This is a genomic window from Corallococcus praedator (assembly GCF_003612125.1).
Lineage (GTDB): Bacteria > Myxococcota > Myxococcia > Myxococcales > Myxococcaceae > Corallococcus > Corallococcus praedator.
On sequence record NZ_RAWI01000275.1, the window covers coordinates 1 to 12,761 of the forward strand.

A 12,761-nucleotide genomic window follows, 5' to 3' on the forward strand; every position below is an offset into this window, starting at 1 on the left:
CGCCCAGGTCGAAGTGCAGACGCCCGCCCCTCCGCAGGAGGCCATGGACTCCGAGTCCCGCCGCGAGCGCCTCAAGGCCCGCCTCAAGGCCGTGCGTGAGAACCCGCGTCCGGAGCCGCTGCCCGCCACCGTCGCGGAAGCCGGCCAGCGCGCCGTGGAGCGCATCACCCACCTCCAGGCGGACCTCACCAAGGTCAAGGCGCTCAACCTCACGCTCACCCAGGACCTGGAGGTGGCGCGCCGTCAGGCGGAGAAGGCCACCGAGGAAGCCCGGCTGCGCATGGACGAGGCGCGCCGCCTCACCGCGGAGATGGAAGGCCGCGTGAAGCTGCTGGCCGACCTGGAGCGCGAACTGGCCGCCCTGGAAGGCGAGCGCGACGAAGCGCTGCTGTCGCTCCAGGAGTCCCGCCAGGCCCTCCAGGCCGCGTCCAGGGAACACGACTCGCTGGAGCAGGTGGTGGCGCGCGGCAAGCAGGCCCTGGCCGACAGCCTCGCCGAGGAGGAGCGCCTCGCCGTGGAACTGGAGAGCGCCAAGGACGAGTCCGCGTCCCTGCGCCGCGCCGTGGAGACGCTCCAGGGCGAGCGCGACGTGCTGGCCCAGCAGGTCGCGTCCCTCACCGCCGAGCGCGCCGAACTGCTGGAGGCGCGCAAGGCCCTGGAGTCCGTGCACCGCGCCCTGAGCCAGGCCACGATGCGCTGAAGTCCGTCCGAGCGCGGGCAGTCACTGCCCGCGCACGGGCCCGCCTACTTCGCGTCCTTCGCCACGCCGGTGGCCTTCACCGCGGCGAAGCTGGCCGGCAGGGCGGGGGTTTGGAGCGAATCGGTGGACAGCTCCGCGAACGTGTCCGCGCCCGCCTTCTGCGCGAGGACGACCTTTGAAATCTGCTTCGTGCGCTCGTCCCGCTTCGGATGGTTGGCGAAGAAGCCGCCCCCGTCGGGCGTCTTCGCGATGAGCTGACGGTACGCCTCCGGGTCGTAGCCGGCCCCCAGCATCAGCTCCACCGCCAGCCGGTCCGCCTCCAGTTCCTCCTCCTTGCGGTGGCCCTTGCCGGCCAGCTCCACGGTCTTCTCGGTCAGGTCGGCCAGCAGGCCCGTGTCCGAATCCAGGTCCAGCTTGCCGTCCCGGTCGCTCGCGGACAGCAGCCGCCCCGCCGCCGCGGAGACCAGGGCATTGCCCACCACGGCGCCCTTGCAACTGCTCACCTTCACCGACGCGTACTGGTGCAGCGCGTGCTTCAGCACGATGTGGGCAATCTCATGGGCCAGCACGCCCGCGAGCTGGCCCTCGTTGTCCACGCCCTGCAGCAGCTTGCGCGTGACGAAGACGTAGCCCCCCGGCGCGGACAGGCCGTTGAAGTTGCGCGTGTCGTTGAGCACGCCGAACGTCCACTGCAGGGTCGGCCGCGGCGACTGCATGGCCAGGTTGCGGCCCACCGTGTTGACGTAGGTGGTCAGCTGTTGATCCGTCGCGGTGGCCAGCATCAGCCCGCCGCCCCGCTGGACCCACTGGATGGCCAGCGCGCTGCCCAGCGCGTACTCCTCCTGGATGGCGGGCTCCGCGCCCAGCTTGTCGCACTTTTGCGTGTTCTCAGACACGGCCACGAGGCGGTCCGCGTCGCCTCCGAGCTTCGCGGCCTTCAAGCCCTTCGTCAGGCTCGCGCAGGACGTCAGGCCAAGCCCCAGGCCCACCGCCGCCGCGACCTTCAGGTGCGAGCGCATCACTTCGCCTCCTTCGGGGGCTTGCTGGCGCCCCTGGCCGGCGCGGCCTGCGCCACCTTCTGCGGACCGACCGTCGTGGTGGGCGCCACCACCGGGAACAGCCCGGCCTGCTTCACGTGCTCGGCGATCTTCACGGGGGTGACGGCGGCGGCCAGCGCCTCCGCCTGCTTGATCTGCTTCACCGCCGCCGCGTAGTCGCCGCCCTTGTCCTGGCCGTACTTCTCCGCCCCGGGGCTCAGCGCCTTCACCGCCGCGCCGCTGGACACGAAGGCCGCCGGGTCGATGGCCCGCGTCTGTCCGTCCTTGGCCACCAGCTCCATGTTGGGCGGCTTCGTGGACAGGTTCGTCTGGAACACGTAGCCGGGCTTGCCCTTGGGCTCCGTGACCAGGTGCCACTGCTTGTCCTTGGGGGACGCGCCCTTCCACGTCACCTGCTGTCCGGGCTGGAGCACCACCACCACGTTCGACGTGGCCTCCGGGCTCACCAGGACCCGCGTGTTGCGCGCCTTCACGTAGAGCTTGTCCCCCAGCTTCGCCGCCCACGCCGCCGCTGCTGGCACCCCCAGCGCCAACAGCAGGACGCCCATTTTCAGTCGCTTCATGGTCGTGCTCCCCCACTCCATACGCCGTCACTTCTCAAGATTCGCCACGCCGTCGAAATTCTCCGGCGGTGTCTCCAGGTACTCCCGGCAGCGCTCCATCAGCTTCCCCGTGGGCCCATCCTCCAGGCCTCTTGCCGCCTCCGCCTCCAGCACCGCCGCCGCGTCCGCGAACCTCGCCTGCCGGAACAGCGCCAGGGCCTCATGGTAGTGCGCCACCGTGCGCTGCAGCTCCGGCGCCAGCTGGCCCTTGAGAGCGAGCAGCTCATACACCGTGACGGCCTCCGTCTTGCCCGCCACCCGCACGCGGTCCAGCTCGCGCACCTCGATGTGCTCCTTCGCCAGCGCGTACGTGCGGGGGCCAATCATGATGACCGACCCGTAGGCCTTGTTCGCGCCCTCCAGCCGCGCCGCCAGGTTCATCCCGTCGCCAATGGCCGTGTAGCTGAAGAGCTGGTCGCTGCCGAAGTTGCCCACGAAGTTCACCGCGCTGTTCACGCCGATGCGCGTGTACACGTCCGGGAACCCCTTCTGCCGGAAGTCCACGCGCAGGGCCTCCACCGCCGCCTTCGCCGCCAGCGCGCCCCGGCACGCTCGGATGGCGTGGTCCTCCTGGTCCATGGGCGCGCCGAACAGGCACACCACCGCGTCGCCAATGTACTTGTCCAGGCACCCGCCCTCGCGCAGCAGCGCCCCGCTCACCGTCGTCAGGTACGTGTTGAGGATGCGCACCAGTTGGCGTGGGTCCTCCTTGAAGTGCTCGCTGAACGTGGAGAAGCCCCGGATGTCGCTGAAGAAGGCGGTGATCTCCTTGTTCTCCCCATCCAGGCGTGGAAGCTGCCGCGAGCGGATCATCTGGGCCACCAGCTTCGGCTCCATGAAGCGGCTGAACGCCTGCCGGATGAACTCCGTCTCGCGGTTGGCCGTCAGGTGGTTGAAGGCCAGCGCCGCGACGCTGGCGCCAATGCCCGCGAGCGACGGCATCGCGGTGAGCACGTGCGTGTGCGACGTCTTCAGGGCCAGCCCCGTCACCAGGTGCAGCCCGAACACGAGCCCCAGCGGCCACACCACCTCCAGGGGCGTCCAGCGCGCCGTCATCAACAGCACCGCGGACAGCAGCGCGGCCAGGAACGTGATGCCCAGGTCCACGCTCCAGTGCGCGCGGGTGATGAACTCGCCGGACAGGAGCGTGTCCACCACGGCGGCCTGCTTCGCCACGCCCGGCTCCGTGGAGGAGAAGGGCGTCGCCTTGATGTCGTTGATGCCCGGCGTGGTGCCGCCGATGACCACCACCTTGCCCCGGAAGGTGTCCGCGGGCAGCTTCACCGCCTCGCCGTGGCTGCGGTGGATCCAGTCATTGAGCACCTTGATCAAGCTCACCATGGGGTAGCGCTTGTGCAGCGGACCGCCATAGTCCAGCGCCGCGCTGCCGTCGTCCGGATTCACCTGCCACGTCCGCTCACCCAGGCGGAGCGTGCCGCCGGAGAGCGTGACCTCCTTCGCGCCCAGCAGGTCCGCCATCAGGCGCACCGGCAGCGTCACGTAGGTGTTGATGCCATCCGTGTACGCGAAGCGCGTGCGCCGCATGACGCCGTCCTCGTCCGCCTCCGTGTCCACCAGCCCGAACCCGTTCACCGCGCCCACCAGCGCGTGCGTGGGGGGCACCGGATGGCGCGGCTGCGGTGTGCCCTGGCTCGACACGTACTCGAGCGCGGGCAGCGCCTTGCCGTCCGTCCGGCTGACCGGGAACGCCAGCGCCCGCGCCAGGGCCGCGCGCGTCAGCGTGGGCGTGGCTGTCGCGGGGCCGTCCTTGAACTCCTCGGCGGCGTCCTCCGCAAACGTGTCCTCTGGGGTGGGGGACGCGGTGTCAGGAAGGGCGACCGGCACGGGGGCCTGGAAGTCCGCGCGGGGCAGCGGGGTCGCCGTGCCGCTGGTCACCATGCCCACGTAGAAGGGCAGGTCCGTTTCGCGCAGCACCTGGGCGAACCCCAGGTCGGCGGATTCGTCCGACGCGCGCTCGTCCATCACCGCGTCGAAGAGGACCGCCTTCGCGCCCGCGGCCTTCAGCTCCTGCGCGATGCGCGCCCACAGCGTGCGCGTGTACGGCCAGTTGCCGAAGTTGATGCGCAGCTGTTCATTCTCGCTGATGCCATCGAGCGTGAGCTGGTCGATGGCCACCACCACCACCCGCGAGGACTCCTTGCGTTCCCCCAGGTACGTGCTCAGGGCCCGGTCATAGGCGACGGGCTCCACCTGCTTCAGGAACGGGGTGCCGTGTTCACACGCCCACGCGACCAGCGTGGCCACCAGCGCGACCCCCAACATCCGCGGCCCATGGTCGCGCCAGCGCTGCTGGATGATCTTCCACGGCTCACCCGCCACGGTTCCTCCCCAAGAGGTCTGCACCGCGACGCTACCCCAGGGCCGGACCCTCGCGGCATCCCACCCGCCCTTCGGAATTGGACCTTCATCCAAGAGGACCGGAAGAGCCGGTAGAGCAGGAGTCCTTGCGAGCCATCGACGCCTCTCGCGTCATCCAGCCAGCGCAGGCCCGACGGTTGCCGGGGCCGGGCCGACGCCGGACCTTCTGGGCACGGGCGGACGCGACGCATCCTCGCTGCCGGGGTGACAACCCCCCCCGCTCCCTTTCGAAGGAGTCACACCGTGGCTTTGGATCTCTTCCAAGAAAAAGGCACCCCCCTGGAGCGGCAGCTCTTCACCTGGAAGGACATGGTGCGCCGGCCCTACAGCAAGCTGGACGATGATGCCTTTACCCGCACGCGCGTCATCCTGATGAACGGCATTGAGGCGGATGCGCTGCGCATGAAGCACCTCTTCGCCCGGCTCAACCGGGAGCTGCGGCCCCACCTGGCGCTGGTGCGGCGCGCGGAGCACCACCAGCAGACGATGGTCAACTGGCTCAACCCGCCGGACCAGACCCCCCTCGAAACGACGCTCGGCTTCGAGCAACTGGCCATCGAGGCGACCGCCAGCGTGGCCATCCATGAGCCGGACCCCTATCTGGCGCAGACCTACCGGTTCGGGATGTTGGAGGACTTCGACCACCTGTACCGCTACTCGGCGCTCTACGACCGGTTGGAGGGCAAGGACCCCAACAACCTCATCCAGTCCTACTCCGACATCCGTCCCGGCCGGCCCACGTCCGTGGAGCACCGCCATCCGCTGGACGACGTGCGCACGTCCTACGACCACAAGACGGCGGATCCGCTGTCCAAGCTGCACGCCATCACCATCACCGCATCCGAGTTCCAGACGCACGACTACTACATGACCGTGGGCCCGTTCTTCGCGGACCCCGTCGCGCGGCAGCTCTACGCGGAGATCGCCTCCATCGAGGAGCAGCACGTCACCCAGTACGGCTCGCTCTGCGATCCGGACGAATCCATGCTGGAGAAGTGGCTGCTGCACGAGGCCGCGGAGGTCTACAACTACTACTCCTGCCTGGCGTACGAGACGAACCCGCACGTGAAGGCGGTGTGGCAGCGCTTCGTGGACTACGAGCTGGGCCACCTGCACTACGTGATGGAGCTGTTCAAGCAGATGGAGCGGCGCGACCCGGCGGAGGTGCTGCCCCGCACGCTCCCGGAGCCCCTCGCGTTCAAGGAGCACCGCGAGTTCGTGCGCAAGGTGCTCTCGCAGGAGGTGGACATGCGCTCCAACGGTCCGGACTACGTGTCGCGGTTGCCGGAGGACCACCGCACGCGCGTCTACCAGGCGCAGCTCAACTCGGAAGGCTCGCCGTCGGAGACGGTGGCGGCCGGCTACCAGTGGAGGCCGGGCACGGAGCTGGCGGCGAAGGCGGAACGCATGGGCTCGGTGCTGGAAGGCAGGAGGCTGCAATGAGCAAGGACACCGTCGCCGACGTGGGCATGAACCGCACCGGCATCAAGACATCCCCCATCGACAGCAAGGACATCATCCAGGAGGCGCAACGCGCCATCCCCAGCAGCCCGGGAGACGGGCAGGGCATCCTGGAAGTGCGCAAGCAGTACGCCCGGGAGTCGGGGGATGGCCTGGGCCATGTGCCCCCGCCGTCCAGCCTCAAGGGCATGGCGAAGACCGCGGTGGACATGCTCAAGGGAAGCAAGCCCACCGTGTTCATCGACAAGCTGGGGGAGCGGCTCGCCTTCGAGCGCACCGGCGTCCGGCTCTACGAGGGCGCCCTCTCCAAGCTGGACGTGTACGGGAGCTGGGAGGGAGGACCGTCGCGCGAGCTGCTCACGAAGATTCTGGACGACGAGCTGGGACACTTCGCCCTGCTCATCGAGTCCATGGAGAAGATGGGCGCGGACCCCACGGCGATGACGCCGTCGGCGGACCTCTCCGCGGTCATCTCCCAGGGCGTGCCCGCGGCCATCTCGGATGCGCGCACCAACCTGCGGCAGTGCACGGAGGCGCTGCTCGTGGCGGAGCTGACGGACAACGCGAGCTGGGAGCTGCTCATCGACCTGGCCCGCGGGCTGGGCCACGACACCCTCGCGGACCGCTTCCAACTGGCCCTGGACGCGGAGGCCGAACACCTGTTGCTCGTGAAGGGCTGGCTCGCGGCGGGAGTGTCCACCGAAGCCCGCGCTCCCATGGAGTCCGCGCCCACGCCCGCCCCTTGAGCCGGAAGGTGTTCACGAAGCGGGCTTGCTGCCCCACGGGCAGGCAGGCACGCGTGGCCTCCGGTGGCGGGAGGACACAGCTTGTGGCTCCGCACACGACTTCGCCACAGGCAGGGAGGGACACGCCATGCAACTCAGCGAACTGGGAGGCTCCGAGGGCCTCGAGCACAACCCCACGCTCAACCGCGAGTCGGCGGTGGCGCTGGGCGCGTTCGGCGCCATCACCGCCGGGGCCGTCTACCTGGGGGCGCGGGGCACGCGCGAGGCCGTGTCGCAGGGTTGGTACAAGCGACTGAAGAAGCCGCCCTTCCAGCCGCCCGGAGCGCTCTTCGGTCCCGTGTGGACCACGCTCTACGCGCTCATCGCCGTCTCCGGCTGGCGCATCTGGGGCTCTCCGGCGGGCGCGAAGCGCTCGAAGGCGCTGGGCCTGTGGTTCGTCCAACTGGGACTCAACTCCGCCTGGTCCTACCTGTTCTTCAGGAAGCGCGACGTGCGCGCCGCGGCGGTGGAGAACTGGGCGCTGCTGGGCAGCATCGTGGCCTATACCGCCGCCGCCAGCGGCGTGGACCGCAAGGCCCCGTGGCTGATGGCCCCGTACCTGGGCTGGGTGTCCTTCGCCAACGTGCTGTCCACCGACATCGCCCGCCGCAATGCCTGAGTTCGTCGGTCCGGGGAGACGTGCGCGGGCTCTCTCTTCGAAGAGGCCCGCGCGTTTCGTCCCCTCATCATGTTCGCTTCAATTGCGCAGGCGGTTGGGACGGCCCGCGTTGTTGAACGACAGCACCGCGGCGAAGTAGCGCGCCTGGTTCTCCGTAGCGCAGCGCACTTCCTGGATGCGTCCCGCGACCTTCACCCGGACCAGCCACCCCTCGTTGTCGCGGCTGACAGGGGTCTCGCTCTGCGGCATCGTCATGTTTTCCATTGTGGTGCTCCCTCCCGTGCACTCACCTAGAGCAGCCGCCGTGCCAGGGGATGGAAGCGTGGGATTCCAGCCCTTTGCATCGGGCCCGGGGCCCTTGCCTCATCTGGAGGGCTGAAGTTCTTTCAGCGCGGTCCGCACTCCGGGTTCAGTGCAGGTGGCGATCACCCTGGGCGCGCGGGAGAGGCGGCCGGGCGGCGGAGAGTGTTGGCAGCGCGACGAAGAAGGTGGAGCCCCGGCCCGATTCGCTCTCCACCCAGATGCGGCCGCCGTGGCGCTCCACGATGTCGCGGCTGATGTAGAGGCCCAGGCCCAGCCCGCCGTAGGAGCGCGTGGACGCGTTGCGGGCCCGGAAGTAGCGGTCGAAGAGCTGCTGCTGCTGGTCCTCGGGGATGCCGATGCCCGGGTCGTTCACGGACAGCACCGTCACGTCCTCGTTCACCGTCAGGCGCACGCGGATGGTGCCGCCGTCCGGGCTGTACTTGAGCGCGTTCTCCAGCAGGTTGAGGACGACCTGCTCCAGCCGGTACGCGTCGCCGTGGACGGACACCGGGTCCGGGGGCGGTTTGAAGTCGAAGACGTGGTTGCCGCGCTGCCCCTCCAGGGACGTCAGCGTGTGCTCCACCAGCACGTCGAAGCGGGTGACCTCCGGGTGCAGCGCCAGCCGGCCGGCCTCGATGCGCGAGGCGTCCAGCAGGTCGTTGATGAGGCCGGTGAGGCGCGTGAGCTGATGGCGCGCGTGGCGCAGCACGCCGGGGTCCACGTGCTCGCCACGCTCCAGGCGGCGCTCCAGCGTGGCCAGGCGCAGGCTCAGCGGCGTCAGCGGCGTCTTCAACTCATGGCTCGCGATGGAGAGGAAGTCGTCGCGCACGCGGATGGCGTCCTGGGCCTCGCGGTACAGGTGCGCGCGCTCTTCCTCCGCGTGCTTGCGCTCGGTGATGTCCTCCACCAGCACGCCCAGGCCCAGCACGCGGCCGTCGGGCGTGTGCACCGGGTAGATGCTGCCGCTCAGGTAGCGCCGGGGACCCTCCAGGCCCAGGGTCCCGTCGGTCGTGGACTCAACCTGCACCTGGGGCTCGTTGGTCTTCAGCACCTTGCGCAGGAACTGCTCGACGGCGGCGCCCGTCTGGGGGCCGAACAGCTCCAGCGGGGTGTGGCCCGGATGTGCTTCGGCCGGGAGGCCGTTGATGCGCGCGAGCGTCTCGTTGACGCGCACGTATCTCAGGTCCGTGCCCACGAAGCCGATGCCCACGGGCGCGCTGCGGAAGAGCAGGTCCAACTGGGCCAGGTGCGCCTCGCGCTCGGCCTCCACGTGGCGGCGGTCGGTGATGTCCTCCACCATGCCGACGCCGCCCTCGACCTCGCCGTCGTCGCCGTAGCAGGGCGCGAAGCGCACGCGCACGGGGATGACCTTGCCGCTGGTGAGCGAGCGATAGTCCCCTTCGTATTCGCAGGGGTGGCCGCCCAGCGACTCGCGCACGCAGGCCATCATCCGCTCGTCGCGCAGCGTGAAGAGGTGCAGGCCCACGAGGTTCCTTTTGGACGTTCCCAACTGGTGCGCGAACAGCTCGTTGCAGGCGGTGATGATGGGCGCGCGGTCGAAGTGGAAGACGCCCAGGGGCGCGTTCTCCACCAGCAGCCGGTAGAGGCGGTCCACGGTCTCCTCGTGGTGCGGAAGGTCGGTGGGGCCGCCGGTCACGTGCTCCACCGGCTCCTCCAGCGTGTCGATGACCTCATGCAGCCGGCGCATCGTGAGCGCGATGCGCTCCCGTCCGCCTTCGCCGGTGGACCCCACTGTCAGCTCCACCATCAGCTCCACGCCGTCGCGGCGCAGCGCGAAGACCCGGGTGGGACGCCCTCCCAACACCTTGCGGCGCGACAGCAGGTAGCGCGCCAGGCTCAGGCCATGGAAGTGGTGCAGGCGGGGAGGGAAGAGGTCGGTGACCGGCCTGCCCACGAGCTGCTCACGGCTCCAGCCCAGCAGCCGCTCCGTCGCCGCGTTGACGTGCAGGATGCGCTCGTCGCCGTCGCAGGCGATGACCGGATCCACCGCCGCGTCCAGGACGGCCTCCAGCTCTCGTGCGGCTCCTCCTCCGACCATGCCTCGCTCCTGGGAACCCACGCCACACCCCGTGGCGTCGGTCCTGCCGGGACATGGGGGTTCCCCCGGCGTTGACGGGCGCGTCGATGGCCACCCCGTGCGCGTTCCCATTGCCTACAGGTACACACGGTGGGCGGGCCTCGCGCGGCGAAATCGGACTCCTGCCGTGGGCAGCACCCCTGGAGGGAAGGCGGGCGGGCGGCTCATTCTCCAGAGCGATGGCGCCGCCGCCGGCCGTGCTTAACGCCGCCGCTTGGGCGGGGGCGTGCGTCCGCGCTTCGTCGCCTTCGCCGCGCGCTTGCGCACGGGCCGGGCGTTGGACTTCGACGCGGGGGCGGCGTCGCGCAGGGAGAGGGTCTCCAGCTTCTCGCGCAGCGTGCGCGTCTCCTGCTTGAGCGAGTCCAGCTCCTCGCGCAGCGAGGCGATCTCGCGGGCCTGGGGCGCGCCCTCGCGCAGGGAGCGCACGGCCTCGCGGGCATAGCGGCGGGTGCGGGGGTCGCTGAAGGTGGTGCCTTCCAGCGCGGGCAGCAGGCGCCGGTCTCCCAGGGTGGGGGCCGCGTCGCACACCGCCAGCTGCACGCGGAACTGCGGGTCGCGCAGCAGTTGGGCGAACAGGTCCACCGCTTCGCGTTTGCGGTTCGCGCCTTCGGCCAGCTTCGCCACCGCGACCACGGCGGCGCGGCGCAGGAACGCGGGCTGTCCGTACGCGGTGCGGGCCACGGCCACCGGGAACGCGGCCGCGTCCTGGGTCTCCGCCAGTCCGTCCATCGCGGCCGCGCCAATCACATCCTGGAACGAGGGCCGCGCGGCGGCGGCCTCCAAGAGGGGCAGGGCGTCAGGCGCGCGCACGCGGCCCAGGCCTCGCGTGGCCTCCGCCTCCACGAAGTAGCTGGCGTCACCGGCCTCCACCAACGCGCGCAGGCGTCCGGCCACCTGCGCGTCGTGGCGGAACTCGCCCAGCGCGGCCACCACGGCGCGGCGCACGCGGGGGTGCGCGGTGTCCAGCGCGTCCAGCAGGTGCGTGCGGGCCTCCGGGGTGCGGATGCGGCCCAGGGACTTCGCGCACGCGGCGCGGGTGGCCCAGAAGAGGTCGGTGGTCGTCAGCGCGCGGCCCAGGGCCTCCACGGAGCGCAGGCCGCCGTCCTTGCCCAGCGCGAGCGCGGCTTCCGTGCGCGCGCGCGGTTCGGGGGCGGAGGCCAGCTCCTCGCGCCACAGGCCCACGGCCTTGTCCACGTCCAGCGTGCCCAGCACGTCGCGGCGCGGATCCACGCGCACCTGCGAGGGGGCGGCGGGGCAGGGCAGGTGGAAGCGGTGCTCCGCGTCGGTGATGTCCAGCCGGTGGCGCGTGTCCTGCCCGTTCACGGTGACGACCACGTCCAGCGGGAGGCGGAAGACGGGCGTGCCCGCGTCGGTGCGCTGCGTCTGGCGCACGGCGATGCGCAGGCGGCCGTCGTCGGCCTCGTAGCGGACCTCCACCTTCAGCTCCGGGTGGCCGGGGGAGAAGACGTACTGGTCGAAGACGGGATCCAGGTTGTGGCCGGTGGCCTCCTCGAAGGCGCGCGCCAGGTCCACCGTCTCCACCACGCCGTGGCGGTGGCGGGCGACGTAGTGGCGCAGGGCGCGCACGAAGAGCTCGTCGCCCACGCGGCGACGCAGCTCGTGGAGGACCAGTCCGCCCTTCTCGTAGAGGTGGCGGTCGAACAGGTCCATGGGGGCCTGGAACGAGCGCGCGACGATGGGGCGGGCATAGCGCTCGCGCGTCTCCGTGACGTACGCGTCCAGGTCGAGCATGCGGTGGTGGTCGGCCTCGTCGCGGTCGTCGCCGCGCTCCTTCCACAGCACCTCGAAGTAGGTGGCGAAGCCCTCGTTGAGCCAGCCATGCGGCCAGTCGCGGCAGGTGAGCAGGTCGCCGAACCACTGGTGCGCCAGCTCATGGGAGATGAGCGGTTCGGCGGTGTAGTCCAGGTGCGCGCGCGCGTCGTGCAGCACCGTGTCCACCAGCGTGGTGGCGGTGGTGTGCTCCATGCCGCCCAGGATGAACTCGGTGACGAACACCTGCGCGTAGCCGCTCCACGGATAGGGCTCGCCGGTGATGGACTCGTAGGCGGCGACCATCTGGGGCGTGCGCGCGACGCACCGGAGCGCGTCCTCGCGGCGCCCCCTGGGGAACAGGTAGCGCAGCGGCGTGGTGCCGGCGGTGTCGGTGGCCTCGTCGAATTCGCCCACCACCAGCGTGACGAGGTAGGGCGCGTGCGGCTGCGCCATGCGGTGGTGCTGGGTGCGGCGCTCGCCGGTGGTGATGTCGCTGACGAGCACCCCGTTGGACAGGGACGTCATCGCTGCGGGGAAGGTGGCGATGACCTCCGACGTGGCCTTCTGCGCGGGCGTGTCCAGGCACGGGAACCAGCAGCGCGCGTCGATGTCCTGTCCCTGCGTCCACGCCTGGAGGGGCCGGTCGGGGTAGCCCGCGTCGGGGCCCCAGAAGTAGAGGCCGCGGCGGGGACGGGCGCGGTAGGTGAGCGCGATGTCGCACGCCTGGCCCGCTTCCAGCGCGCGGGGCAGCTCCACGCGCACGTGGGCGCCGGAGTTGGAGAAGGGGACGGCGTGGCCGTCGACGCGCGCGTCGGTGACGTCCAGGTCCACCGCGTCGAAGGTGACGGTGGCGACGGTGCGGACGGCGGACACGCGGGTGGTGCAGGTGCCGGCGATGGCGCGCTGGGCGAAGTCCAGGTCCAGCTCGATGCGCACGTGCTCGGCGCGCACGGGGCGGGGCGCGGCGTAGTGCTCGGTGGCGC

9 protein-coding genes and 1 pseudogene are annotated in these 12,761 nt (G+C 70.7%); 4 read left to right on the forward strand and 6 right to left on the reverse strand.

Annotated elements, in window-relative coordinates; all coding sequences use genetic code 11:
- Positions 1–700: pseudogene (locus D7Y13_RS28540) on the forward strand (extensin-like protein); the annotation flags it as partial.
- A 44-nt stretch (positions 701–744) separates the two neighbouring features.
- On the opposite strand, the gene D7Y13_RS28545 reads toward D7Y13_RS28540, so the two are convergent.
- The 3 genes from D7Y13_RS28545 to D7Y13_RS28555 are packed head-to-tail and all read right to left on the reverse strand — an operon-like array spanning position 745 to position 4,700.
- Positions 745–1,719: a M48 family metalloprotease gene (locus D7Y13_RS28545; RefSeq protein ID WP_233595861.1), complete on the reverse strand. Its 975-nt coding sequence runs from the start codon at positions 1,717–1,719 to the stop codon at positions 745–747.
- Positions 1,719–2,321, reverse strand: coding sequence for an SH3 domain-containing protein (locus D7Y13_RS28550; RefSeq protein ID WP_120534043.1), 603 nt, complete (start codon positions 2,319–2,321; stop codon positions 1,719–1,721). The genes D7Y13_RS28545 and D7Y13_RS28550 overlap by 1 nt, the downstream gene beginning before the upstream one ends.
- Positions 2,322–2,348: 27 nt before the next feature.
- Positions 2,349–4,700 carry a CHASE2 domain-containing protein gene (locus D7Y13_RS28555; RefSeq protein WP_199732909.1) on the reverse strand — a complete coding sequence of 784 codons (2,352 nt, stop codon included), beginning with the start codon at positions 4,698–4,700 and terminating at the stop codon, positions 2,349–2,351.
- 282 nt (positions 4,701–4,982) lie between these two features.
- Between D7Y13_RS28555 and D7Y13_RS28560 the strand changes: the two genes are divergently transcribed.
- From D7Y13_RS28560 to D7Y13_RS28570, 3 genes are all read left to right on the forward strand, one after another.
- Positions 4,983–6,182 carry a hypothetical protein gene (locus D7Y13_RS28560; protein WP_120585309.1) on the forward strand — a complete coding sequence of 400 codons (1,200 nt, stop codon included), beginning with the start codon at positions 4,983–4,985 and terminating at the stop codon, positions 6,180–6,182.
- Positions 6,179–6,946, forward strand: coding sequence for a ferritin-like domain-containing protein (locus tag D7Y13_RS28565; RefSeq protein WP_120585308.1), 768 nt, complete (start codon positions 6,179–6,181; stop codon positions 6,944–6,946). Before D7Y13_RS28560 ends, D7Y13_RS28565 begins: the two co-directional genes overlap by 4 nt.
- Before the next feature lie 127 nt (positions 6,947–7,073).
- Positions 7,074–7,604, forward strand: coding sequence for a TspO/MBR family protein (locus D7Y13_RS28570; protein ID WP_120534036.1), 531 nt, complete (start codon positions 7,074–7,076; stop codon positions 7,602–7,604).
- Between the two features lie 78 nt (positions 7,605–7,682).
- On the opposite strand, the gene D7Y13_RS28575 is transcribed toward D7Y13_RS28570, so the two are convergent.
- The 3 genes from D7Y13_RS28575 to D7Y13_RS28585 form a co-directional block, all read right to left on the reverse strand.
- Complete coding sequence (locus tag D7Y13_RS28575) at positions 7,683–7,859, reverse strand: hypothetical protein (protein ID WP_370450765.1); 177 nt, start codon at positions 7,857–7,859, stop codon at positions 7,683–7,685.
- Positions 7,860–8,013: 154 nt separating this feature from the next.
- A complete protein-coding gene (locus tag D7Y13_RS28580; RefSeq protein ID WP_120585307.1) occupies positions 8,014–9,966 on the reverse strand; it encodes a PAS domain-containing sensor histidine kinase in 1,953 nt (650 codons plus the stop codon).
- 240 nt (positions 9,967–10,206) lie between these two features.
- Positions 10,207–12,761 (reverse strand): M1 family aminopeptidase (locus D7Y13_RS28585; protein ID WP_120630830.1); only part of this gene is annotated, 2,555 nt, incomplete at its 5' end.